General features: G+C 58.6%; 23 protein-coding genes. 14 read left to right on the top strand and 9 right to left on the bottom strand.

Features of this window, described 5'->3' with window-relative positions:
* The first annotated feature begins 97 nt into the window (after nucleotides 1–97).
* From OZ656_RS11155 to OZ656_RS11145, 3 genes are read left to right on the top strand one after another with little or no spacing between them, the layout of a single operon-like run.
* Complete coding sequence (locus tag OZ656_RS11155) at nucleotides 98–1252, top strand: efflux RND transporter periplasmic adaptor subunit (RefSeq protein WP_286715381.1); 1155 nt, start codon at nucleotides 98–100, stop codon at nucleotides 1250–1252.
* Nucleotides 1249–3183: a MacB family efflux pump subunit gene (locus OZ656_RS11150; protein ID WP_278349984.1), complete on the top strand. Its 1935-nt coding sequence runs from the start codon at nucleotides 1249–1251 to the stop codon at nucleotides 3181–3183. Before OZ656_RS11155 ends, OZ656_RS11150 begins: the two co-directional genes overlap by 4 nt.
* Before the next feature lie 4 nt (nucleotides 3184–3187).
* Nucleotides 3188–4633, top strand: a complete 1446-nt coding sequence (locus OZ656_RS11145; protein WP_278349983.1) for an efflux transporter outer membrane subunit — start codon at nucleotides 3188–3190, stop codon at nucleotides 4631–4633.
* Here the strand turns inward: OZ656_RS11145 and OZ656_RS11140 are convergent.
* The 7 genes from OZ656_RS11140 to OZ656_RS11110 all read right to left on the bottom strand — a co-directional run bounded on the left by OZ656_RS11140 (nucleotide 4581) and on the right by OZ656_RS11110 (nucleotide 12014).
* Entirely contained in the window at nucleotides 4581–5375 is a 795-nt protein-coding gene (locus OZ656_RS11140; protein WP_278349982.1) for an RES family NAD+ phosphorylase, read from the bottom strand. The two genes, OZ656_RS11145 and OZ656_RS11140, sit on opposite strands and share 53 nt — an antisense overlap.
* Nucleotides 5372–5737, bottom strand: coding sequence for an MbcA/ParS/Xre antitoxin family protein (locus OZ656_RS11135; protein WP_278349981.1), 366 nt, complete (start codon nucleotides 5735–5737; stop codon nucleotides 5372–5374). The genes OZ656_RS11140 and OZ656_RS11135 overlap by 4 nt, the downstream gene beginning before the upstream one ends.
* 66 nt (nucleotides 5738–5803) lie before the next feature.
* Entirely contained in the window at nucleotides 5804–7363 is a 1560-nt protein-coding gene (locus OZ656_RS11130) for an FGGY-family carbohydrate kinase (protein WP_011784836.1), read from the bottom strand.
* Entirely contained in the window at nucleotides 7356–8954 is a 1599-nt protein-coding gene (locus OZ656_RS11125; RefSeq protein WP_011784837.1) for a glycerol-3-phosphate dehydrogenase/oxidase, read from the bottom strand. The genes OZ656_RS11130 and OZ656_RS11125 overlap by 8 nt, the downstream gene beginning before the upstream one ends.
* Before the next feature lie 7 nt (nucleotides 8955–8961).
* Nucleotides 8962–10566, bottom strand: a complete 1605-nt coding sequence (locus OZ656_RS11120) for an FAD-binding oxidoreductase (RefSeq protein WP_011784838.1) — start codon at nucleotides 10564–10566, stop codon at nucleotides 8962–8964.
* 123 nt (nucleotides 10567–10689) lie between these two features.
* Nucleotides 10690–11349 (bottom strand): transglutaminase-like cysteine peptidase, encoded by a 660-nt coding sequence (locus OZ656_RS11115; RefSeq protein WP_011784839.1) that lies wholly within the window; start codon nucleotides 11347–11349, stop codon nucleotides 10690–10692.
* 8 nt (nucleotides 11350–11357) lie between these two features.
* Nucleotides 11358–12014 carry a type II secretion system protein N gene (locus OZ656_RS11110; RefSeq protein ID WP_011784840.1) on the bottom strand — a complete coding sequence of 219 codons (657 nt, stop codon included), beginning with the start codon at nucleotides 12012–12014 and terminating at the stop codon, nucleotides 11358–11360.
* Between the two features lie 206 nt (nucleotides 12015–12220).
* On the opposite strand from OZ656_RS11110, the gene gspE reads away from it, so the two are divergent.
* The 11 genes from gspE (at nucleotide 12221) to gorA (ending at nucleotide 22080) form a co-directional block, all read left to right on the top strand.
* Nucleotides 12221–13729 carry a type II secretion system ATPase GspE gene (gspE, locus tag OZ656_RS11105; protein WP_278349980.1) on the top strand — a complete coding sequence of 503 codons (1509 nt, stop codon included), beginning with the start codon at nucleotides 12221–12223 and terminating at the stop codon, nucleotides 13727–13729.
* A 3-nt stretch (nucleotides 13730–13732) separates the two neighbouring features.
* Nucleotides 13733–14944, top strand: a complete 1212-nt coding sequence (gspF, locus tag OZ656_RS11100; RefSeq protein WP_011784842.1) for a type II secretion system inner membrane protein GspF — start codon at nucleotides 13733–13735, stop codon at nucleotides 14942–14944.
* Nucleotides 14945–15032: 88 nt separating this feature from the next.
* On the top strand, nucleotides 15033–15479 hold the full coding sequence (gspG, locus tag OZ656_RS11095; protein ID WP_031210904.1) for a type II secretion system major pseudopilin GspG: 447 nt from the start codon (nucleotides 15033–15035) through the stop codon (nucleotides 15477–15479).
* Between the two features lie 6 nt (nucleotides 15480–15485).
* On the top strand, nucleotides 15486–16013 hold the full coding sequence (gspH, locus tag OZ656_RS11090; RefSeq protein WP_014421646.1) for a type II secretion system minor pseudopilin GspH: 528 nt from the start codon (nucleotides 15486–15488) through the stop codon (nucleotides 16011–16013).
* Nucleotides 16010–16387: a type II secretion system minor pseudopilin GspI gene (gene gspI / locus OZ656_RS11085; protein ID WP_011784845.1), complete on the top strand. Its 378-nt coding sequence runs from the start codon at nucleotides 16010–16012 to the stop codon at nucleotides 16385–16387. The genes gspH and gspI overlap by 4 nt, the downstream gene beginning before the upstream one ends.
* Nucleotides 16387–17151, top strand: a complete 765-nt coding sequence (gene gspJ, locus OZ656_RS11080) for a type II secretion system minor pseudopilin GspJ (protein WP_011784846.1) — start codon at nucleotides 16387–16389, stop codon at nucleotides 17149–17151. The genes gspI and gspJ overlap by 1 nt, the downstream gene beginning before the upstream one ends.
* Nucleotides 17144–18142 (top strand): type II secretion system minor pseudopilin GspK, encoded by a 999-nt coding sequence (gene gspK, locus OZ656_RS11075; protein ID WP_278349979.1) that lies wholly within the window; start codon nucleotides 17144–17146, stop codon nucleotides 18140–18142. The genes gspJ and gspK overlap by 8 nt, the downstream gene beginning before the upstream one ends.
* 2 nt (nucleotides 18143–18144) lie before the next feature.
* On the top strand, nucleotides 18145–19452 hold the full coding sequence (gene gspL / locus OZ656_RS11070) for a type II secretion system protein GspL (protein ID WP_011784848.1): 1308 nt from the start codon (nucleotides 18145–18147) through the stop codon (nucleotides 19450–19452).
* A 4-nt stretch (nucleotides 19453–19456) separates the two neighbouring features.
* A complete protein-coding gene (gene gspM, locus OZ656_RS11065) occupies nucleotides 19457–19990 on the top strand; it encodes a type II secretion system protein GspM (protein WP_011784849.1) in 534 nt (177 codons plus the stop codon).
* A 39-nt stretch (nucleotides 19991–20029) separates the two neighbouring features.
* A complete protein-coding gene (locus OZ656_RS11060) occupies nucleotides 20030–20701 on the top strand; it encodes a GNAT family N-acetyltransferase (RefSeq protein ID WP_011784850.1) in 672 nt (223 codons plus the stop codon).
* A gap of 17 nt (nucleotides 20702–20718) precedes the next feature.
* Complete coding sequence (gene gorA, locus OZ656_RS11055) at nucleotides 20719–22080, top strand: glutathione-disulfide reductase (RefSeq protein ID WP_011784851.1); 1362 nt, start codon at nucleotides 20719–20721, stop codon at nucleotides 22078–22080.
* A gap of 50 nt (nucleotides 22081–22130) precedes the next feature.
* On the opposite strand, the gene OZ656_RS11050 is transcribed toward gorA, so the two are convergent.
* Together OZ656_RS11050 and OZ656_RS11045 are read right to left on the bottom strand one after the other, a co-directional pair.
* Complete coding sequence (locus tag OZ656_RS11050) at nucleotides 22131–24065, bottom strand: ATP-binding protein (RefSeq protein WP_011784852.1); 1935 nt, start codon at nucleotides 24063–24065, stop codon at nucleotides 22131–22133.
* Entirely contained in the window at nucleotides 24062–24976 is a 915-nt protein-coding gene (locus OZ656_RS11045; RefSeq protein WP_041656790.1) for an ABC transporter substrate-binding protein, read from the bottom strand. The genes OZ656_RS11050 and OZ656_RS11045 overlap by 4 nt, the downstream gene beginning before the upstream one ends.
* Nucleotides 24977–25061 lie beyond the last annotated feature (85 nt).

The following is a 25061-nucleotide window of genomic DNA, read 5'->3' as shown; positions in this document are numbered from 1 at the left end:
TTCGTGTAAAGGTTTCGCAAAACCCTGATCCCCGACTTCTTTTTCACGTATCAGTTCTCTATGGTTCGGTCTGATTTGAACTCATGGAGATATCTGAATGGCCTCTGCTACCCGTGCCGGGCATCGCTGGCTGAAGTGGGTTGGATTTCTGATTGTACTGTGCGCTTTGGCTTTCGCTGCCTTTTGGTACGCCCGCAACGGTAACGGCAATGAGCCGGCGTTGAATACCGTGGCGGTGAGCCGAGGCGACATCCAGAATCTGGTTTCGGCCACCGGCGTGCTTGAACCGAGCAATTATGTCGATGTGGGTGCACAGGTTTCCGGCCAGCTGGAGCTGATTCACGTACGAGTAGGCCAACCCGTTAGCACCGGCGATCTGCTGGCGGAAATCGACCCTACCGTCTATGTGGCGAAAGTGGATGCCACCCGCGCCCAGCTGAAGAACCAGCAGGCCCAGTTAGCCGATCGCAAGGCCCAGCTGCGGCTGGCGGAGACCCAGTTCCAGCGCCAGCAGAACCTGTGGCGCGAAGACGCGACCACACGGGAATCCCTGCAGACTGCCGAAGCATCGTTAGCGTCCGCCCGGGCGCAGTTGGCCATGCTTGAAGCCCAGATTGAACAGACCTCCTCCACACTGCGGGCCGAAGAAGCCAACCTGGGTTATGCGCGAATCTATGCGCCGATGGACGGGACCGTGGTGTCCATTGAAGCCCGCCAGGGACAAACCCTGAACGCCAGTCAGACCGCGCCGTTGCTTATGCGCATTGCCAACCTGAGCACCATGCGGGTGCGTGCCCAGGTGTCCGAGGCCGACGTCGGCAAGCTGCAACCGGGCATGCGGGTGTACTTCACCACACTCGGTGATGCCGAGCATAAGCTCTATGGAGAGTTGCAGTACATTGAGCCAACTCCCGAAGTAACCAACAACGTGGTGCTCTACAACGCCCTGTTTACGGTCGATAACCAGGAGGGGCGGTTGCTGCCCCAGATGACCGCCCAGGTGTTCTTTATTCAGGAGGAGGCACTGAATGTATTGCGGGTGCCAGTCAGTGCGGTGGCGAGAAACCAGGTCAAGGTCCTGGATGCAAAGGGGCAGCCACAGATTCGGGACATCGAAACCGGCATCAGCAACCGGGTATACGTGGAGGTGCGGTCCGGGGTGAGCGAGGGCGATCAGGTGGTGCTCGCAAACCGTGATCCACGGGCCGCTCAGGGTGAGGGCAGATCTGCCTTTCGGGGTATGCTGAGATGAGTCCGCGGCCGTTGATTGAGCTTCAAGGCATTACCCGTTCCTTTGGTGAGGGTGAACTGGCGGTTCCGGTACTCAAGGGCATTGATCTGAAGGTCTGGCCCGGTGAGTTTGTGGCCATCATGGGGCCATCGGGCTCCGGCAAGTCTACCCTGATGAACATCCTCGGCTGTCTGGATCAGCCCAGCGCTGGCCAGTACCGATTCAATGGCAGGGACGTATCCGCCCTGAACCGGGACGAACTGGCACTGCTTCGGCGTGACGCCTTTGGTTTTGTATTCCAGAGTTACAACCTGCTGCGCGGGATGACTGCCCGTGAGAATGTGGAGATCCCCGCCATTTACGCCGGAATGGCGCCGGCCGAGCGGCACGCAAGGGCAGAACGGTTACTCACCGGGCTTGGGCTGGGCGAGCGTCTGTCGCACAGGCCGGCACAGTTATCGGGTGGTCAGCAACAGCGAGTGTCAATTGCCCGGGCCCTGATGAACGGCGGCCAGTTAATCTTCGCAGACGAACCGACTGGTGCTTTGGACAGCAAAAGCAGCCAGGAAGTGATCCGGCTGTTAACCGATCTTTCCAGACAAGGCCATACCATCATCTTGATTACCCACGATCCCGACGTGGCAAAAGTGGCCCGCCGTCAAATCCGCATTGCCGATGGTGAGCTTGTTGAGGACACCGGCGCCGAAATGCCATCCGCGCAAATACCAGAAACTGACCAGAATGGCCGTCGCCACTCTCGTCTTGGGGATTGGCAGGAGGCCCTGAAAAGCGCTGTGCGTTCCCTGCACAGCAACCTGTTTCGGACGGCGTTGACACTGCTTGGCATCGTGATCGGGGTTGCCTCGGTGATCACCATGCTGGCGATCGGGGAGGGGGCCCGAAAGGATGTCGTCGACCGAATCAGCACCATGGGCAGTGATCTGCTGCTGGTGCGCCCGGGTGGTCCCGATCAGCGGGGTGGGCGCTGGAGCGTGACCACACTGGTGCCATCTGACTTCAAAGCAATCAATGAGATAGAGGGTGTTCTTGCAGCAATACCTGAGCTTACTGGCGGCCAGACGCTGCGCTATTCCAACCGGGATCACTCGGCTGAGATCAATGCCACCTCCTTCCGGTTCCCGGTGGCCCGCCAGTGGCCTGTTGTTGAGGGCACCTTCTTCAGCGCCCAGGATGAAGCCAGTTACGCAGCCGTAGCAGTATTGGGCAAAACCACCGCCAACGCTCTGTTTCCTGACGAAAGCCCCCTTGGTAAACACCTGATGGTTAACAACGTGCTGTTTCAGGTGATTGGCGTGATGGATGAAAAAGGCGCCTCTCCCATGGGACAGGACCAGGACGATGTGGTGTTTGTTCCCTACACCACGGGCAGCCTGCGCATTTTCGGGCAAACGCACCTGCGCAACATCACCGTGGCTGTGGCCGACATCGACCGTATGGATGAGATCGAAGCCCTCATTCACGACACTCTGATGGCCCGCCATGGCATTGAGGACTTTACTATCCGCAACATGGCTTCATTGATTGAAACCATTTCGGAAACCCAGAATACACTCACCTGGCTGCTGGGCTCTATTGCAGCAATTTCCCTCCTTGTGGGTGGCATCGGGGTGATGAATATCATGCTGGTGAGCGTCACTGAACGTACCCGCGAAATCGGTATTCGCATGGCCACCGGTGCCCGGGCGTGGAATATCCTGCAGCAGTTTCTGACCGAGGCCTGGCTGGTATCGGCCATAGGCGGGTTGATTGGTGTTGTCATCGGCATTGCCGCAACCCGGATTATTGGCTCTCTGGGCACACCCATTCACATGACGCTGCTACCCATGGCTCTGGCCTTTGGTTGCGCTTTTGCCACAGGCCTGCTGTTCGGGTTTCTGCCCGCCCGTAAGGCCGCCCATCTGGACCCTGTTCATGCCCTGGCCTCGGAGTAATGTTATGAGCCTTCGCCATATTGCACTGTTGTCGGTGTTGTTGACCGGGTGCGCGAGCTTTCCGCCACAACCCATTGAGCTGCCGTTGAATCCGCCAGCCCATTGGCACATCGGGGCTGGCGCCGGTGAAGCGGTTGGTTCGCGTTGGTGGTATGCCTTCGGTGACGAAGAGCTCAACCGTTTGGTCGACCGGGCACTCTCGAATAATCCGGACCTGGCCGCCACCGCTCAGGCAGTGATTCAGGCAGACTTGCAGTTGCGCAACGCCGGAGCTGCCTTGCTGCCGACCCTTGGTGCGTCGGGAAGCACGGGTAAACAGGCAAGCGAGGCCTCCGGCCAGGATCGTGTCACCAGTGGTTCGAGTAGCCTCGGGCTGTCGGTTGACTACGAGCTGGATCTCTGGGGTCGCCTGTCCGCCGCGGAAGCCGGGGCTCTCGCGGGTTTCCAGGGCTCGGAGTATGACTATGACGCCGCCCGAATGACGCTGGTGGCCTCGGTAGCCAGTACCTGGTTCGAATGGCAGGAGTTGCAGCAGCGCGTGGATATTGCGCGTCGGAATCTGGAACTGGGTGAAAAAACACTGGCCCTCGTCGAGGCCCGGTATCGTAACGGTGTGGCCGATCGCTCGGAATTGTCCCGCCAGCAAACCTCCGTACTGAACCTGAAGAATGCGGTGCCGCCACTGGAGTATCAGGCCCGGCAACGGTTAGCGGCCTTGCGGCTACTGACCGGGGATTATCCGTTTACGGAAGAGATTCCGGAGGCTGGGCTACTTGCGGTTCAAGTGCCGGAGATCAACCCGGAAACGCCGGCCAGCCTGGTTACCCGAAGACCGGACCTGGCGGCTGAGGAGGCTCGGCTGATGGCCGCCAGTGCGGACGTCGAGCAGGCCAGGGCGGCCTTGATGCCATCGGTGTCGCTCAGCGGCGCGGTTCGCTTCTCCACCAATAGTTTTGTAAGCCTGGCGGACCCACTGCAAACCGCCAATGGCCTGATTGCCCTCAGCCAGACTCTGTTTGATGGAGGCCAGCGTCGCAACAATGTTGCCATTTCGGAATCTCGGCGGGTGGCGTTGTTGGCGAGTTACCGTGCCAGCCTGCTCTCGGCATTCCAGGAAGTAGGGGATGCACTCGACAGAGAAGCGCTGTACCTGGACCAGGAGCAGCGGTTACAGAGTATTCTGACTCAGGCGGAAGAGGCCTTGCGGTTGACCGAGGTGCGTTACCGGGAAGGGGCAGATGACTTGCTCACCTTGCTGGAAAGCCAGCGGACCGTGTTTGATGCTCGCCAGCAGCTGAGCCAGGTGCGGTTGAATCGGCTGATTGCAGCGGTGGATCTGTACAAGGCGCTGGGAGGCGGCTGGCAGGCCGATCATCAGAAGAGAGAAACGGCAGAAGCTACGGCGCCGGCTGAGGCAGTTCGCCTTCGATCAGAAACTGATCCAGGCTGAATTCGTAAACCTGTTTACTGCCATCCGGTTCCGACAGGCTCATGGACACCTGGCTGGGCGACGTCACGGCAATCAGTTTTTGATAACTCCTGGGTGCGGCGTCCCGGAACACGCTGACGTTAAACAAGGCCACATTGACGCCCTCAACGCCGTTGTCTGGATGGTACGGAAGAGCGTAAAGGCCGGCTTGCAGGGCGCGGGCTGAGAGAAACTGGAAGGCGCCCACTTGCAGGCTACGCATGTCGGTACCCACAGCCTGGCTTTCCCGGTAGCTGACTGGATCTGTCAGCGTATGATGAAGATCCTGCCAGCGTTCAGACTGCAGCCGAACACCTCGTTCCGTTCGGAATCGCGCGCTGAACACCGTGTGCAAGGTGGTTAACGGGCGCTTGAACGGGGTTTTCAGGTGGCTCATGAACACAAACCGGTAAAACGCGGTTTCCGCCAGGGCAGCGGGAATGGCCATGGCTCCGTAGAACAGGCTTGGCTCGAAATTGCGGCCAAAACGTGAGCCGTATTTCAGGGGCGGGTAGCGGAACGGTGTGGTCAGCAGGTAATGGCGTTTTCGTGCCGTGCCGGGTACCGGTGGCTTGTTGCTTTCCAGCAGTTCCTCCAGTCGATTCTGTTCCTGCATACTGTCGACAATGCGCGCCGTCGCGATGTCTTCCTGGCTTTCCACTACCCGGAACAGGCTGCCTTGCAGCGGTGCGATGGACTGGGCAATCCGTTCCCGATAATTCAAATCCGCCCCCGCATGGCGTCCAGGTAGTGAACCACCCGAACCAGGCCTTCCGTACTCTGGATCATCTCTCTGGGTGTATCCTCAAAATAGTGGTTGGGCGTGTTCAGCCAATGGGTCATGGCCTCCCTTTCACCGCCGGTCAATGCATAGACGCTGCGGTAAAGCCGGATAAACAACAATGCCAGTTCACCGGACTTGCTGGCCGGATCGATGCCGTCGCGGGTCAGACCTGTGCGGTTTCGGCCAACCACGGCTGCGATTTCCGCTTGTGGCAGACCAAAGGCTTTCGCTGCGTTCAGCAGGGCTTTGGACAGCAGAGCTTTATCGCTGGTTTCCGGTGCTACGCTAACCGCTTCTGGCATGCTCTGGCCTCCTTTGATGAATTTTCATCATTATAGGCGCGGGTGAATAAAAAGTCACCAATAGAGCTAGCGCGGATAGCCAGTAATTTCCCTGATCTTTTTGTACAGTGGCTGCAGGCGGGGGTACATATCCTGATATACCTCCCGGTAGAGGCGTTGATAGAGCGCAGACGCTTCGGGGTTGGGCTCGAATACCCGGCCGGTTCTGGTCATAGCCGTGACCGCCGTGTCGAAATCCGGGTGTAATCCCAGCCCCACGGCGGCATCAATAGCCGCTCCCAGTCCGGAGGTTTCATAGGTATGCGGGCGTTCCGCCGGCAGGCCAAATATATCCGCCGTCAATTGCATGGCCGCATCACTCTGGGACCCGCCGCCTGCCACTCGAAGCCGCTTGATAGCCTGGCCGCTGCGTTTCTCGATGCGTTCCTTGCCTTCCTTCAAGGCGTAGGCCAGCCCTTCCAGTATGGCCCGATAGACGTGAGCTCGTGTGTGCACGTCGCCAAAGCCGATAATGGACCCCTTGGCTTCCGGGCCAGGTTGGCGCACGCCGGGGCTCCAGTAGGGCTGTAGCATCAAACCCATGGAGCCTGGCGGCACCGCATTCACCAGTTCGTCAAACAGGGCTTCGGGTTCAATGCCTTTCTGTTCTGCCAGCTTTTGCTCACGCAGCCCGAATTCCCGCTTGAACCAGCTCACCATCCAGAAACCCCGATAGATCATGACTTCGGTGGAGTAGTGGCCGGGCAGGGCAGACGGATACGGCGGCATGAACCGGGTGGGTTCCACATAGCGGGCATTGGTGGTGTTGATGGTGGCCGTGGTTCCATAGCTCATGCAGCCGGTCTCCGGAGACAGACCGCCGGAGCCGAGAATTTCGCAGGCTTTGTCTGATGCCGCGGCGATGACGGGCAGTCCACCCGGCAGGCCAAGGTGCGCCGCCGCCTCAGGCAGCAGGGTTCCGATCTGTTCACCAGGCGGTATCAGTTCAGGCAGCATACCCGGGGTCACCGGCATCACCTGCCATTTGAAATCCCGGGGCCCCGCCCAACGCTGGCGTTTATAATCAAAGGGCAGGTAGCCCACCTGACTGCCGGTGGAATCGCGGTATTCACCGGTCAATCGGTAATTCAGATAGCCTGATAACAGCAGGTACTTGTGGGTTTTCGCCCAGATGTCCGTCTGATTCTGCGCGATCCAGTTCGCCTGGGTTTTTTCCCGGAAGCGGCCAATGGTCTCCTCCAGGCGGGCAAGCTTGAACAGCCAGCCCCAGGGGCCTTTCACCGCCCCGTCTACCCGTGCATGGCGCTGATCCAGCCAAATGATGGCGGGCCGCAGGGGCTTGCCCTCACGATCGAGGTTGACCACCGTGCCGCGTTGCGTGGTAACGGTCACGCCCACCACCTGCTGCGGGCGGGCGCTGGTGGTTTGCCAGAGTTGCTGGCAAGCAATGCCAAGGTTGTCCCAGAAGTACTCCGGGTGCTGTTCTGCCCAGCCGGGTTGCTCGGAAAAGTAAGGCTCGATTTCCTGCTTGCCCTTGCCCAACAAGTTACCCCGGGTGTCAAACAGCAGGGCGCGGATGCTCTGGGTGCCGTTGTCGATCGCCAGTATCAGTGGGGTCTCAGGCATCCCGGGCATCCTCGCCCATCGGCAGTTGATAGCCCTTACGGTAGGTTGCCAGATATCGCTCTTGCTCCTGATGCCAGCGGGCATCATCCCAGCCAAGCAGGCTCTGGCATCGGTTACGGATTTCAGGAAGCAAACTGGCCGCCCCGTCAGGCAGGATCAGCCCCAGGCGGGTACGCCGCAGCATCAGATCATCCAGATGCTGAACCTGTTCATGGCGACAGGCCCATTCCAGTTCGGCCCAGAGCACACCGGTGTCCGGGATTTCGGTGGCGTCACCGTTGTTCAGGATAGACTGGCGGTGCGGGCCGTAATAGCCGCCCAGTCGATGCCAGGCCAGCGCCGTAATATCATCGGGTTTACGGTCGTTTGGCGTGGCCGTGAATACCCGTTGCTCGTCGCTACGAAGCCGGTCTTCATGCTGATCACCCAGGGCCATGGCCAACGCCTGTCGTGCCATCTGGCGGAAGGTGGTGAGCTTCCCGCCGGCGATGCTGATCAGGCCCTTGTCGTGCCGAATGGCGTGTTCCCGATTCTCCCGGGACGGAGCTTTACCTCCGCCGTCGGTGACCACAGGTCGAACGCCCGCCCAGGTGGACAGCACGTCGGCCCGATCAATGGTCGCACCGGGGAATAAACGGGTGGCAATTTGCAGCAGATAATTTACTTCCCCACCGGTGATGGCCGGCTCCTCGTTCAGATCTTTGGCGTGTTCGAGATCGGTTGTTCCCAGAACCGTGGCACCTGCCCAGGGGAAGGCAAATACAGGCCTTCGGTCATCCGGGTGGATCAGGGATACAGCGCAGGTCACCGGCAGCTTGTGCCACGGAATGACCAGGTGACTGCCTCTCAGCGGTCGGATGGTGAGCGGGTGATCCGTCGCTGATTGTTTCTGCAACCGATCGGCCCAGGCGCCGGTAGCGTTAATAACGCATCGGGTATTGACCGTGATGGCGCTCTGCTCTGCATTCTCTTCGGCAGTCAGTCTTAATCCGCAGACAGTTCCGTTATCATCCCGGTCGACGGCGGTCGCGGCGACGTAGTTCAGGCACATGGCGCCGTCGTGGGAGGCTTCGGCAATCAGCCTTTGGACCAGGCGGGCATCGTCTGTCACCGCATCGGTAAAACGACTGGTGGCGCGCAGGTTGGTAGTATCGAGCCCCGGGGCCCAGTTCAGGGTTTCCGCTGGCGTATATTTCTGATGGCTGCGGGTGCCGGCCAGGCGGTCGTACATGGCCAGCAGCATCTGGAACAGCCCGGGGCCCGGGAAACTGCCTTTGTAGTGGGGCATCAGGAAAGGCAGTGGATCGACCAGTCCAGGCGCTTCCAGCAACATGCGTTCGCGTTCCCGGACGGCATCGCGGGTTAACCCGATGTGTCCGCTGGCCAGATAGCGAAGTCCGCCATGGACCATCTTGGAAGAACGGCTGGAGGTGCCCCAGGCGAAATCTTTCTGCTCCACCAGCAACGTCTTCAAGCCGCTGCCCGCGGCTTCGCGGGCAACGCCGGCGCCGGTAATGCCGCCGCCGACCACTACCACATCGAAGGTCTGCGTTTCGCCCTTCAGGTTTTCCAGTATCTGTTGTCGATCCATGATCACTTCAATCCAGCAGAGTTTTGGGATTCAGGCGCTGGTCCGGATCAAAGCTCTGGGTCAGCGAACGAATTGCACGCATACCCAGCTCTCCCTTTTCGACAGGGAGGAAGGGGGCATGGTCCTTGCCTACGCCATGCTGATGGCTGATGGTGCCCCGGTTCCGCACGATCAGGTCTGAGGTGGTGTTTTTCAGATGTTGCCAGCGGCTCAGGGTCTCGTTATAGCTATCCGCAACCCGGAAAACATAGGTTGTGTAGATGGAACAACCCTGGCCGTAAAAGTGAGACAGGTGGGTAAATACGTGGGTTCGCTCGTTCCTGTCTGTCAGACCTTCCCTGAGGTTGGTTTCAATCCGGTTCATCAGGGTATCAACGTTGTCCCAGTCGGTGGCGGTTTCCAGGGTGTCCACGGCGTAGCCCATTTGCCACAGGGCTTCGCGCAGGTAGGGCATGGTGAAGCGTTTCTCCGCCCACTTGGCGCCAAGTTTTGTGCCGGTATAGACCCCTTTGTAGTCACTGCAGAGTTTGCGGGCCTCCGCAAGTGCTCCCCGGCACTGGGCTTTGCTGCCGGTTACGCCAAAGGTCATCATGCATTTGCCGTCTTCCGCACCGCGAAACGCCAGAAAACGTTCCAGTAGCCCGATCAGTTTCGGATGCCCGGCCAGTGCCAGCTGGGTTTCGGTTTCAATGGCGTTGCTCAGTCGTAGCATGGAAAGCTGAACCCGGTTCTGAACCAGCTTGCGAGCGGCGGTTCGGGCCTTGTCCCAGTCCGGGAAGAACACCACATGAAAGCTTTCCTGTTCAGGCAGACGGCTGATCCGGGCTTTGACCTCGGTAATCAGGCCCAGCCGGCCCTCGGAACCGAGGATCATTTCCCTGACATCCGGGCCGGCGCTGGAGGCCGGAATGGTGGGGATTGTCAGGGTGCCTTGCAGGGTTTCAATCCGGCCGCCGGCAAACAGCTGTTCTATACGGCCGTACCGCAGTGACTGCTGGCCACTGGAGCGGGATGCCACCCAGCCGCCAATCGTGGAGAGCTCGAACGACTGAGGGAAGTGTCCCAGGGTATAGCCATGGGCTCTTAACTGGGATTCCACCAGCGGGCCGGGGGTGCCTGCTCCGAAGGTGGCGATCTGGCTCTCCCGATCCAGATCCATCAGGCGGTTAAGATTCGCAAGGCTGACGGTCAGAACCGGTTTGCCCTGGTCTACCGGGTTGATGTGCCCAGCTACGCTGGTGCCACCCCCGTAGGGGATCAGTTGGATATCCTTGTCGTTGGCGTAATGGAGCAGGGCGCGTACATCGGTACTGGTGTTCGGGAAGGCCACGCCGTCCGGGAACTCGCCAATATCACCGCTGCGCATGGCCAGCCAGTCTGGCAGGCTTTGGCCCCGGGCGTGTCGGACCCGGGTTTCCGGGCTTCGGTCGATCAGGTCATCAACCTGTGGGTCTGAGGGCAACCGGGATTCCGGAACCTGCTCACAGGCTGCATGCAGGGTGATATCCGCCAGCGGGGAGCCGCCTCCCACACGATCTGTGAGAAAGGCCTGACCTTGCTCCGGTAATTCCAGTGAGAACTGTTCGTCACCCCATCCATTCCAGCGTCGCATTCTGTGCTGCTCCATCGTTTATCGAATTGCGGGCATTCTAACGGCTGGCCGGCCGTTACCAGTGTCAGAGAGCGACAAGCTCGCTGTCATTTACCGACAATCGGTATTCACAGCGCGTTTTTTTTAAGGGCGGAGGGCTTCGGTCAGCCTGTCGTTAAGATCCCGCCAATGCTCCAGCTTCCGGGCATCGCCAATTCTGGCATTGTCGCCGGATGTGCGGTTCAGCCACAGGCCTTCACCGTTGAAGCTGTAAACCGGTTCCAGATCGTTTCTCTGGGATGCCGGTTTGATGTCATTGATCAGGTTGTCGAGAATCAACGGGTCGGAGCCCGGCGTTTCATACCAGGCCAGGACCATATGGGCCTGGTTCAGCTCCAGTGCTTTGACGTAGATAATCCGGAGTTGGTCATCCGGGACGCCCATGGCCCTCAAGGTGAGGTACTTGGCGATGGAGAAGTCTTCACAGTCACCGCCGTTGGTGGTGAGCAACTCAACGGGGGTAGCCCAGTAATCTTCCTGGCCCCAGTGGCGGATGTCGCTGACAAACGTCACCCGGTTGAAGAAGGAATTAACCAGCCGAAGCTGGCGATCTCTCGGAGCGTTGGCAGCCATTGCGTGCAGGCGTTGCCAGTTCTCAAGCCGCTGGTGCGCGGCTTCGCCGAACTCTTCCAGCACATAAGTCATCAGGCGACTGCTTAGTTCAAGAGCGCTGACAACAGACACGGTAAGGATGAGGGGAAGCAACAGGGACTGGCAACGTATGAGTCTGCTTGCCGCTTCCATGGCGGGCCTCAGTTGTTGTTCTGAAGCCGCTGGCGTAACTGTTCCAGCCGTTGACGAATTTCCTCTCGCCGCTGTTGCTGGTCGGCCGACGAGGCGCTGGTCTGGGGGCGTGCTCTCTGCACCTGAACCTCTTGCTGTGGGGGAGCTTCGTAAGCAGGCTCGTCATTGCTTGCGAAATCGACCCCGGAGCGATCTTCGGTCTCCGGGAAGTAGAGGTTTTCCAGTTTGCCGGATCGCTCAATGATGACCCGATTGGCAAACACAGTACGAAGCCTGGCATTTCCGGGCAGTTCATCACCTACCAGAAAGGCCTCGGTTTTGCCTTTGTCATCTTCGATCAGGGCGCTGCCGGGGAAGTCGCCGTCTGCTGCCAGGACACCACGCAGGGAGAGGCGCAGATTGGTTTCCGGCAGATTTTCTGTGTTGGTGTCTTCACTTTGCGGGGTGGCAGTCGCCGAGCCGAACACTTCCAGATCCGACAACTGAACATCAGGCACGGTTCTGGCCTGATCTGCACCTGTTGAAGCTTCCCGGGTCGGTTGGGGCGGGGTACGTTGGGTTTCATTCTGCCAGAACTGATAGCCTTGCCAGCCGGTCAGCGCCAGCATGGCCGTTGCTGCTGCTATGGCCAGAAGCAGCGGAGTCCTTCGATCAATTGCAAGCATTGTCGTTCCTGAATGCATTGGGAAATCGTAAAAAGCTCACAGGTTATCAGACTGCAATGAATTAGTGGCAGTATAGTGTATAGAGTTGTTCAGTGGTTCCCATTCCTGTGGTAGCCTTTTTGCTTACGCTGACAACGTGGAGGGCCGTCGCAACGGGTGGCCCCATAAGAACAATCAGTGACCAGACGGATTTAACGAGGACGAGCTTGACCACCCAAACCGACATTCAGCCGCAGGATGCGCCGCTGGGCAGACTTCCCTTTACTTTCGCCAAGCGTAACGGAGTCATCCTTACCCGCAACGAAGAGGGCGAACCGGTCATTCTCGTGCGCCCGGGGGCTTCCCATGCCGCACTGGCCGAGGCGAACCGCGTGAGCGGTGGCCGGGCGAAGTTCTCTACCGTTGAGCCGGACCGCTTCGACCAGGCCCTGAATGCCGCCTATCAGAACGATTCGGCGGAAGCCATGCAAATGGTGGAGGGGATTGGTGACGACATGGATCTGGCCTCTCTGGCCGATTCGGTTCCGGAAACGGAGGATCTGCTGGAGCAGGAGGACGACGCTCCCATTATCCGCCTCATTAACGCCATTCTTACCGAGGCGGTCAAAACCAACGCCTCGGACGTTCACATCGAAACCTATGAGAAACAGCTGATTGTCCGGTTCCGGATTGACGGCGTGTTGCGGGAAGTGGTCCAGCCCAAACGGGCGCTGGCACCATTATTGGTCTCGCGGATCAAGGTTATGGCAAAACTCGATATTGCAGAAAAACGGGTACCCCAGGACGGCCGCATTGCTTTGAGGGTGGCCGGCCGGGAAGTCGATATCCGGGTGTCGACCATGCCCTCGTCCAGTGGTGAACGGGTGGTGTTGCGCCTGCTCGACAAACAGGCGGGCACCATTCGGCTGGAATCCCTTGGCATGGCCGGGCAGGATCTGAAAACCCTGCGCAAGCTGATCTATCGTCCGTACGGTATTCTGCTGGTGACAGGCCCCACAGGTTCCGGTAAATCCACCACGCTTTACGCCTCGCTGCAGGAAATCAATGATCGCAGCCGCAATATACTGACGGTCGAGGATCCGATCGAGTACAACCTGCCGGGCATTGGTCAGACCCAGGTGAACCCGAAAGTGGATATGACCTTTGCTCGGGGCCTGCGAGCCATTCTGCGCCAGGATCCGGATGTGGTGATGATCGGGGAAATCCGGGATCTGGAAACCGCGGAGATTGCCGTTCAGGCGAGTCTGACCGGGCACCTTGTGTTGTCTACCCTGCACACAAATACCGCCGTGGGTGCCATTACCCGTTTGATGGACATGGGTATCGAGCCTTTCCTGATCTCCTCCAGTCTTGTCGGTATCGTTGCGCAACGGCTGGTGCGGGTGCTCTGTACCCACTGCCGCGAGCCCTATATGCCTACCGAAGAGCATTGTGAGTTCCTCCAGCAGGACCCGGCCAACCCGCCCACCATCTTCCGCGCCAAAGGCTGTGAGCATTGTAACCAGTTGGGCTATCGGGGCCGGATTGGTATCTACGAAGTGGTCGAGATCACGGAAGAAATCAGCACCCTTATTCATAAACGCGCAGGGGAGCTGGATCTGGAACGGGAGGCCCGCCTGCACAGCCCGAGTATTCATGCCGATGGCGTTCAGAAGATTCTGGATGGCGTAACCACGGTGGAAGAAGTACTGCGTGTGACCCACCGGAGCCAGTAATCCATGCCGGCCTACGAATACAAAGCTCTGGATGCCAGAGGCAAGCAGAAACAGGGCGTGCTGGAAGCCGACGCGCCCAGAGCGGTGCGCCAGCAACTCCGGGAAAAGGGGCTGACCCCGCTGGCGGTAGAAGCGGCCGTAGAAAAACAGGCCCGTAGCAACCCACTGAGTAGCCGCGGCTCTCTGAGCGCAGCCGATCTCGCGCTGGTCACCCGGCAGCTGGCCACGCTAATCCAGTCCGGGATTCCGGTCGAGCAGGCACTGAGTGCGGCCGCCCAGCAATCCACCAAGCCGCGGATTCGCAGCATGCTGATTGCTATCCGGGCCAAGGTGATGGAAGGCTACACACTGGCGGACAGCTTCGGTGAATTCCCCAAGGCCTTTCCCCGGCTCTACCGCTCCACGGTCGCTGCCGGTGAACATGCCGGGCATCTGGACCTGGTGCTGAACCGGCTGGCGGACTACACGGAAAGTCGCCAAGAAGCCCGCCAGAAGATTCAGTTGGCTGCGATTTACCCGATTATCCTGAGTGTCGTAGCTATTGCCATTGTGGTGTTCCTGCTCACCTATGTGGTGCCCGACATTATCGAGGTCTTTCTCAAGCAGGGACAGGAGCTGCCCGGGCTGACGGTGGCTATGCTCTCGGTGTCGGAATTTCTCGGCAGTTTCGGAGTCTACCTTCTAGTCTTGCTGGTGGTGGCGATCATCGGCTTCCGTTTCGCGTTGACGAAACCGGCGGTGCGCCTGAAGTTTCACAAGCGGCTACTTCACCTGCCGCTGTTTGCAGGCATGGTACGAGGCGTGAATACGGCCCGCTACGCCAGTACCCTGAGCATTCTGACCACCAGTGGTGTACCACTGGTTGAAGCGATGCGCATTGCCGGGGAGGTGCTTTCCAACGATTATCTCCGGCAGGAACTGCGGGAGGCTGCCCGGAAGGTCAGTGAAGGGGGATCGTTGCACCGTTCACTGGACCAGACCGGTTACTTCCCGCCAATGATGCTGCATATGATTGCCAGTGGCGAGGCCAGTGGCGAGCTGGACAGTATGCTTGAACGCACGGCCCGCATGCAGGAAAACACCCTGCAATCCAAGATCGCCGCTATTGTGGGATTGTTTGAACCCATGATGCTGCTGTTCATGGGGGCGGTGGTGCTGATTATTGTTCTGGCGATCATGCTGCCGATTCTGAACATGAGCAACCTGGTGGGATGATGGCCCGCCGTCGGGCCAGCAAGGAAGCCAGAAAACTTTTCTGAAAGCGACGAGAAACAACGGACCCAAGATGAGTGAAACTATGAGCATGAACCAACCGAAAGCGCTGGCCCGGACCAAGGGCTTCACCCTGATCGAAATCATGGTAGTGATGGTCATTCTCGGCCTGTTGGTGGCAATTGTGGCGCCCAACATCATGGGGCGCAGTGATCAGGCCAAAGTAACGGTGGCCGAAACCCAGATCAGTAACATCGCCAACGCACTGGACCTGTATCGCCTGGACAACAGCCATTATCCCTCTACCCAGCAGGGCCTTGAAGCACTGGTCAACAAGCCCAGCGGCAGCCCTGAGCCCAAGAACTGGAACCCGGATGGCTACCTGAAAAATGTTCCCGAAGACCCCTGGGGTAACAACTACCAGTATGTCAGCCCTGGTGTAGACGGGCCGTACGATCTGTATTCCTATGGTTCTGACGGCCAGGAAGGCGGGGATGGCGATGCCGCTGATATCAGCGTCTGGGACAGCGGGAACTGATTGATTGTGGGCCGCAGGGCTGACCAAAACGGCTTTACGCTGATCGAGATTCTGGTAGTCCTGATCATCGTCGGACTGCTGGCGGCACTGGCGGTGTTCAATATGGCCGGCAGCTCCCAGCAGCGCGAGCTGGAAAGCCAGGTTCGGGAGCTCTACCTCCTGATGCAAACGGCACAGGAACAGGCGGTTCTCAATAACCTGGAAATGGGCTTGCTGCTGGAAGAAGACGGTTATCGGTTCGTGGCGTTTCAGGATAAGACAGGCGAGTGGAAATCCTCAGGTGAGCGCATATTCCACAAGCGAACCCTCCCGGAATGGTTGACCGTTACCCAGTATATCGAAAGTGACGCTCCGCGACTGGCCTCGGCCGAGGATCGGCTCAGGCCAGACGTGGTGTTCTTCTCCAGTGGTGAAACCACACCGTTTGAAATCGAATTCACCCTGGGCCGGGACACTGACCTGATGCACGTGGTTGCTTCAGATGGCGTCTCGCCGTTGGAATGGCGCAAACCTGGTTCCGGGGATGAGTCATGAGTCGGCCTCAGCGTGGTTTCACCCTGATTGAAGTCCTCGTCGCATTGCTCGTGTTCGGTCTGATTGCAACGGCCGCCGCCGAAGTGGGCGGGAATTACATCACCAGTTTCGAGCGCATACGTGACAAGACGCTGGCAGGCTGGGTGGCGGAAAACCGGATTAACGAACTACGGCTTCAGGATGAGCTGCCAGGGATTTCGGAGAATTCGGAAGATACCGACTTCGGAAATTTCCGCTGGCGGGTCACCACCGTTGTTGAGGCTACGGCAGAGCCCACGATGCGGCGGATTGAGGTAACCGTAGCCAAATACTCCGGGGCGCAATCAGAACCGTTTGCCGTCCATACCCTGGCTGCCTTCCTGGGAGAAACCTGATGAGCATGCCCGCGCGCCAGGTCAGGTTAGCCGGGGAGTCCGGTTTTACGCTGATGGAGGTACTGATTGCCGTCACTATCACAGCCGTGATCGGGCTGGGTGTTTGGCAGGTGGTGAGCAGTGTAATGAACTCCCGGGACCGGGTGGATGAGGTTGCCCAGGCGTTCGACGGTTTGCAGAAAACCATGTTGCTGCTGGAACGTGACATCACCCAGATCATCAACCGGCCCGCCCGGGATGTTTATGGTGATTATTCACCGTCCTTAACCTCAAGGGATGATGCGTTTGCGTTGATGCTGACCCGCCAGGGTTGGCGCAATCCGCTTGGTCTCCGGCGTAGCGGTCTGCAGCGCGTCGGCTGGGAATATACCGGAACTGAACTGCGCCGTCGGTATTGGCCTGTGGTGGATCAGGGGCAGGAAGACGAAAGCCTGGACATTCTGATGCTGGACGGGGTTCTGGAGTTTGAAATCCGGTTTCTGGATGAGAACGGTAACTGGCAGGAGCAATGGCCGGAAGATGATGCTCTGGCGCAGATGACGCCGGGAACCCGACCCGACATCTCTTTGCCTCGCGGGATTGAGATTACACTGGAACATGAACGCTTTGGTGAGTTGGTCCGCATGTTCAGTTTGCCGGATTTTGAACCGTCGCAGGCTCAGGCGGTGATCAATCAGCAACAGGAGACCCAGGCCGAGTCGGAAGATGACGCGACTGAAGACGGATCTGGCCAGGCCGCGGGCGGGGTGACCGGCAATGATTAAGTTTGCCGGGAGCAGGCAGCAGGGCGTCGCCCTGATCATGGTGCTGTTGGCGATGGCTCTGGTGGTATTGATGGCATCGGGCATGACCCGCCAGCAAAGCCTGCGGGTGTTCAAGGCTGGCCATTACCTGGCCCAGCAACAAGGCCAGAGTATTGCTCTGGGTGCCGAGGAATTTGCCAAGCGTATTCTGGTTCGGGACTACGAAGAGGATAAGGAAAACAGTGTGATGGTCGACAGCCCGGATGAGTTCTGGGCCATGCACGCTGCCATTCTGCCTCTGGACGACAGTGGTGTTGCCGAGGTCCAGATCGATGATCTTGGAGGAAGAATCAACCTGAATAATCTGGTCACCGCGAGCGGAGAAGTGGACCCCATCACCAAAGACCGGCTCACCCGGTTATTTCGTGCTCTGGGTATCACCGGCCTCACCGTAGACCCGCTCATTGACTGGATGGACGCCGACGACCAGGCCATCAGTGCTTATGGCGCCGAAGACGGCCAGTATCTGATGGCAGACCCTCCGTATCGCACTGGCAACCAGCCCTTTGTTTCCATTACCGAGTTGCGTCTGATTGAGGGCATGACCGAGGAAATCTATGCTGCGCTGCGGCCTCATCTGGTGGCACTGCCAGTCTCTGGCGTCGGCATTAACGTGAATACTGCGACGGCGCAGGTTCTGATGAGTCTGCACGAGGATATGAATGAGGCTCAGGCGGAATCGATTATTGCCAAGCGCGAAGAAGAACGATTCGAAAACCTTCAGGATTTCCTGGCACTGCCGGAGTTCTCGGGGATGGGCCTGAAAGCCAACGGGTTAACGCTTCAGACCCGTTTTTTTGAAGTTGTCTCACGGATTACCTACGATAATCGTGTCGTCAATATGGTCAGCACCGTGTATAGAAACCCGGAGGGCCAAGTCCGGACGGTTCACAGGGATACCGGGCAGAAGAATCGCATTACCAAGGAACCTTACACTTTCTCAGAAGGATAACCATGTCTTACCGCCTTTTTGTCCGGCCGGTGCCTCCGTATGCGGACCCGGACCAGAGCCCCGATGCCCAGCTGTTCAGCTGGGTGCTCCAGGATGCCAGTGGCGATGCTCAGGCCAGAGGCACGGCTGATACACGGGAGCATATCGAGCAAACGCTGGCACAGAATGCGCTGGAGAAAGTGCTGCTGATCGGGCTGATTCCCGGTGACGAGGCGGTTTTCTGTCTGGCGGATATACCGGCGAAACAGACCCGTTTTATTCAGCAGGCCCTGCCGTATGCCGTTGAGGAGCAGATAGCCCAGGACATTGACTCGGTGCATCTCGCGCTGGGGCCGCACACGCCTGAGGGCTACCGGGTTGCTGCCATCGATCGCGAGCAGATGGCCCGCTGGCGCCAACTGTTTTCTGGCTGGTACCACGCCCGTCTGGAGGCCGTCTATCCTGACGCTTCACTGTTGCCGGCAGCGGAATCCGGATGGGTGATCTGCCTGGATGCAGAGTCGGCACTCCTGCAGAGCCAGCGGGGAGAGTGGCTGCGCATGCAGGCAGATAATCTTCCGCTGCTTGCAGTGACACTTGCTGCGCCTTCGTCTGACGAAGTGGTGGCCGAAATTCCGGTGCAGCTATATGGCACCGAGGCAGATCTGGACGCGAGCCAGGCCCTGGTGAGCGAGCTTTCGGGAACCACCGGGCTTCTTCGTATCGAAAAGAAGCCGTTGGAGTTTTCAGTAACCGAGTTCCTGGCGTGGTCGTACCACCATCACCTGAGCCAGCCCATTAATCTGTGCCAGGGGGCGTTCGCGTTCAAGGCGGAGGGCAGCAGCCCCCTGAAACCCTGGAAGCCGCTTATCGCCGTAGCATCACTCTGGTTCGTGATCCAGATGGGGCTGGAGATCGGTATGGGAATCTACCAGCAGCAGCAAGCGGAGCAGCTTGAAAGCCAGGCCATGGCAGTTTACCGGAATGCCTTTCCCTCGGACCGCCGAACCCATGCCGGAAACGTACGACGTGTGATCGAAGGCCAGTTACGGGTTGCTGGCTCCCAGGGCTCTGACGTCGATTTTATCACCCTGATGAAATACACCGGCGATCAGTACGGCCGGCTGCAGAATCCCGGAGCTGTTACCTTTAACTCGATCAACTACAGCCGGAGCCGGGGCGAACTCGTGGTGGATATCCGGGCCGACAGTTATGATCGGTTAAGCCGTCTGCGTAACGGACTGGCCAGCGAAGGGCTGCAGGCCCAGATCGGTTCCGTGGTCAACGAATCCAGCGGCGCCCGAGGCCGCCTCACGGTCTCAGGAGGATAAGCCCATGTGGTCACGCATCAAGGATCAACCAGCCGTGGGCAAACTGATTGCTCGCTATGATCAGTTACCCACCCGCGACCGTCAGGCATTGACTGCTCTGGGTATAGCCCTGTTGCTGGCATTGATTTATCTGCTGATCTGGCAGCCGGTGACTCAGTTTCATGACCGGGCTGCCTCGAGTCGTGAGAATGCCGCAGAACTCCTGGCCTGGATGCGGGCTAACGAGACGACCATTCAGCGCCTGGGCTCGGCTGGTGGCGCAGCGACAACTGCGGCAGGGGCTGACAAGCCGGAAGACGGGCGGGCATTGATGGCCCTGGTGACTCGTTCAGCCGGAGAGGCGGGGCTTTCTTTGCAACGCTTCGAGCCCAGCGGTGAGGGTGCCATCCGGGTCTGGCTTGAAAACGCCGCCTATGCGGATGTGGCAGCCTGGCTTGAGCGTTTGCACAGTAATCATGGCGTGGTGATTGACCAGGCCGCACTTGATCGGGGCAATGGGCCCGGGCAGGTATCCGTGAGGCTTACGCTGGCGATCTGACCGGCAAGCGTGACCCCACACTAGCGAGGGAGCAACACGATGGCAGACAACAACAATAATGCTGAAGCTGTTCTGGTTCGCCTGGACGAGACGGCACGAAACGAGGCCCAGTCGGTGCTTTTTCATGCCTATCGGGAGGAGCCGACATTCCAGTACCTGTTCGATCACCGGAAACCCGGTTACAGCCAGAGGGTGAGGGCGACCATCCGGGAACTGATCGACCTTTATCTGGAGCTGAATCAGGATGCCATCGGTGTGATGGTGGACGAAACACTGGTCGCGGTTGCGTTTGTAGGTGAGCCGGAACTCAGGCTGAATCTGGCAGACCAGCTTGGCTGGCGGGTGCGTATGGTTCTGACGGCGGGCTTTTCATCTACGCGCCGGTATCTGGAGTATCATCGCAGGATTCGCGACCTTTTGCCGCAGAGGCAGGCGCATCAGTTGCCGTTGATGGGAGTCAACCCAAAATACCAGCACAAGGGGTATGGTCGGATGTTGCTGCAGGCAGTGGAGCGCCTGTGTGAGGAAACCCCCCGGGGCAGTGGATTGGTGCTCGATACCGGGAACAGCCGTTACCTGCCGTTTTATGAATCCGAGGGGTTCCGAAGCCTGGGCAAGATCCGGCTTGGTGATTTTGAAGACCACGTGTTGTTCCGGGAAGTGCTCGCAGACGAAGATCAGTCGAGTGAGCCCCGGCAGCAGCAATCTTGAAGTAAACAGGAGAAACAGTGTCTGAGAGCCATGATTTTGATCTGATCGTTATCGGGGCCGGTTCCGGCGGTGTCCGGCTCGCCCGCATGTCGGCCCAGCGCGGTGCGCGGGTGGCGGTGGTTGAATCCCGTTATCTGGGAGGAACCTGCGTTAACGTGGGTTGTGTTCCGAAAAAACTCTTTGTCTATGGAGCGCACGTCAGGGAAGAGCTCGAAGATGCAAATGGATATGGCTGGTCTGTGCCAACAGACGATGTCTCGTTTGACTGGCCAACGCTGGTCGCCAACAAGAATGCCGAGATAGAGCGCTTGAATGGCATTTATGGCCGATTGCTCGAGAATGCCGGCGTCACCATCATTGAGGGTACGGCCAGTCTCCGCGACCCTCACACGGTGATCGTTGGTGATAGAGCTTTTTCGGCAGCGCACATCACAGTTGCCACGGGCAGCTGGCCAGTGGTTCCGGATGTTCCCGGCAAGGAATTTCTGCTCACCTCCAATGAGATGTTTTACCTGCCACAGTTACCTCGCCACGCCGTGGTCTGGGGCGGTGGTTACATTGCCGTCGAGTTCGCCGGCATTCTCGCGGGTCTTGGTGTGGAGACCACGCTGCTGTACCGGGGCGAGCTGTTCCTGCGAGGGTTTGACGAGGATATCCGCAAGTTCACGGAACAGGAGATGCGCAAGAAAGGCGTGGATCTCCGGTTCAATGTCACGATTGAATCTGTCGAGCAGTTGAATGCTCACTACCAGGTGAATCTGAGCGATGGCAGCAGCATGGAGACCGGGCTGGTTATGGCTGCGACAGGTCGCCGCGCGCTCGTAGACGGACTCGGGCTGACCGATCTGGGAGTGGAACTCAATGCTTCGGGTCATGTTGAGGTGAACGATCATTTCCAGACGGCGGTACCGTCCATCTCCGCCCTTGGTGATGTCATCGGAACGCCGCAGCTAACGCCGGTTGCGCTGGCGCAGGCCATGGTGCTGTCCCGGCGGCTGTTTGGTGATGGCCAGGGTGATATGGACTACAGCGCAATACCGACCGCTGTCTTCTGTCAGCCTAATATCGGAACGGTCGGGTTGACCGAGAAAGAAGCGCGGGACGCGGGGCATTCGCTGCGGATTTACCGTTCCGAGTTTCGCCCCATGAAGTACACCCTGAGCGGCCGTGATGAGCGCTGTCTGATGAAGCTGATTGTGGATGATAGTTCAGACAAGGTACTGGGCGCCCATATGGTTGGGCCGGATGCCGGTGAAATCATCCAGGGACTGGCGGTGGCTATTAAAGCCGGTGCCACCAAGGCCCAGTTTGACGCTACGATGGGCATTCACCCGACATCCGCTGAAGAGTTTGTCACCATGCGAGAGCCGGTGGCCTGACAGGGTGGATAGCGCCGGAGTGCAAAGCCTGCCAGCTCCGGCGCTCGTTATTACACGCGAATCCAGCGAGAGAGTACCTCCCGCAACGTATCCCTTCGCACGGGCTTGGTCAGATAGTCGTTCATACCTGCTTCTTTGCAGGCTTTCTCAGTATCCTCAGACACATCGGCGGTCAGTGCGATAATGGGTACGCCGCTCTGACCATTTCCCTGTTCCCAGTCGCGGATCATACGGGTGGCATCATAGCCATCCATTACTGGCATCTGGCAGTCCATCAGAATGACATCATAACCTTCGTGGTCATTTTTGATTCGTCTAACAGCATCGGTACCATTGGTCACGCATTCGGTCTGGAATCCGAACTTCCGCAACAGCGCTTCCGTTACTTTCTGGTTCACCAGGTTATCCTCGACCACCAGGGCCCGGGCGGTACCGGTCACCTGTTCCCGTGGCTCATCGGTTGGAGGATTCTGATAGGCTAGCTCGAAAGGCAGCTCGAACCGGAATGAGGATCCCTGGCCGATGTCGGACTCCACCTGCACATGCCCACCCATCAATTCGACCAGGCGCTGAACCAGCGACAGCCCAAGCCCTGTGCCACCGTGAGCCCGGTTATCGCCGGCGTCCAGCTGCTCAAAGCTGTTGAAGACACTTTGCAGTCGTTCCGCAGGAATACCAGAGCCTGAATCCTTAACCGAGCATTGGACGAGTACGCAGTGGTTTTCAAGCTCAAGCCAGTTCACCCGGATGCCGACGAATCCTTCGCTGGTGAACTTCAGTGAGTTGTCGATCAGCCCGGCAAGAATCTGCCTCACCCGCGGCGCATCTCCAAGCACGGCAGGATGCCGTGGCCATTCACCGAGGAACTGGAGATCCAGGCTCAGCCCCTGCTTTTCTGCGGCGTGACGGTAGGAGGCGACGCAATTGGTGAACAGGCTCTGAAGATCGAAGGCCTGTTGGTCCAATACCAGATTGCCATTGTCCATTCTGGCGTAGTCCAGGATATCGGAGATCACGGTCAGCAGGTCTTCCGTGGATTGCCGGGCCGTGGTCAGGTAGTCGCTCTGGCGCTTGGTCAACGGCTCTTCATGAATCAGGTCAACCATGCCGAGCACGCCGTTCAGGGGAGTCCGAAGTTCGTGGCTCATGGTGGCAAGAAACTCTGACTTGGCCTGGCTGGCGTGTTCCGCTTTCTCCCGGGCACTTTCAGAAATCGCCAGTGTCTGGTCCCGGGCAGACCGAAGTTGTTCCAGATGAACTGCGAGTTCGTTCAACTGTTGCTGTATCTCCGCAATTTCCCGGGCACTGCCCTTGCTGGAGACCGGTTGCGTGGTGTAGTCACCAACAATCAGCTTGCCAACGCGGCTGGACAGTTGTCGCATGGGCTGAAGGATATTGTTCAGGAAATGGTTTGCCAGCAGCAGGCTGAACACCAGCAAGGCAAAGCCCACGGTCAGGGAGCTCCAGAGAATATCCTGCCTTCGGGTTTCCAGAACGTCGGGGTTCACCCCGACTTGCACCAGTCCCACCCGAAGCGATCCGGAATTGAAGTTCCAGCCGCCGGTAAACCAGTCACCCGCTCCACCAGAACCGATCTCCAGTGGTTCCTGCAGAATCTCGGCGTCATAGATGTCGAAGATTCCGTCTGCTGTATGTTCCGATTCGATACCTCGGCTGACAAAACCGAGCTCTTCGCCAACGACGTCGGTCACGCGAATCCAGTCTGCTTTGCTGCGTTTCAGGGACTGCCCGAGGACCTGCTCCAGAGCCGTTGAGTTACCGGAGACCACGGCATACTCAAGTGCTGGGGCGAGGCTGTCTGCGAGCATCTGACTGCTTTGGGCCAGATCCAGACGGGCATCTTCGAGACGGGCTGAGGTAAAGAAAACCATCAACGCCACAAAAATCACGACCGCGGGCAGGGCGCCAAGCAGGAGAAGGCGCCGCGAGAGCGACATGCCGGGAGTGTTGGCTGTGTTGCTCATTGGCCGGCCTCCTGGTTGTTCTCGCTAATCATGTTTTGTACCGCCTGGGCAATCCACTCCCGTTCTGGCATCGGGATGTTCAGGGATCGCGCAACCTGCTGGTTTACCTCAACCCGGTATTCGTCCGGGTAGGTTGGCGCCGGGAAGGTACCGGAGTCGAAATAGGCTATCAGGTGACCGGCTGCAAGCTCAGCCATCTCAATGAACGGCGCGTAGCTGGAGGCGAGGGCGCCGGCCTTGACGTAGGCCTGGCTCGGGCCGATCAGGATCTTGTTCCTGCGATAGGCGGTTAGCAGAATGTGTTTGATATTGCGTGGGTTGTAAATGGCATCATCCTGTCCGGCAAGCAGAAAATCACCGAAGCTGAGGGCACGAATCAGGCTTGGGATAAGTTGATCCTCGGTATCGGCAATAAAGACCTTGGCCTCCAGGCCGTAGGGTGCCAGTTGATCGATGAGGGGTTCGTAAAGTTCTACGCTTTCGGTCGTGGCAAGCAAGGCGACGCGGGTTGCCTGGGGCAGGATGACCTTGCCGGTCAAGGCTTGCCGTAATAAGGGCGCATCGTAATAGACGGCAGAAACCTGGCCGGAAAATCGTGTGGTATACCCCTCGATGAAATCCTTATCAACCAGTAATGCCAAAACCGGAAGATCTCTGTTGGCCTGGCGCACCCGTGAGAATGCGGCAGGCCCTATTGCGATCACTGGTTCATTCTCGAGAACGGCGAGCTGGCTTTCAGTCAGTGGCTCCAGTGTGACCTGGTCGCCAAGCTGTTCTGTCAGCAGGCGAGCAACGTGGTCATCCAGAGCCGCGTTTCCAGATCCAGCAATATAGGCTGATCCGGTCCCCGATTCCTGGCCTAGCGCGAGACCAGAATTCACGAACAGCAAAGCCATCAGCCAGACCAACATAGAGGTGAATCTGGCAAGTTTGAGTGTACGGCCCGTTGTAACGTTACCGTTAGGGTTGAGCATCGTCTGACAGCTGGCCCATTCC

Origin of the sequence: Marinobacter sp. LM1, from assembly GCF_042763285.1 — a bacterium.
Classification (GTDB): domain Bacteria; phylum Pseudomonadota; class Gammaproteobacteria; order Pseudomonadales; family Oleiphilaceae; genus Marinobacter; species Marinobacter nauticus.
Note: the sequence above shows the minus strand (reverse complement) of the source record. Positions and strands in the feature narration are given on the sequence as shown.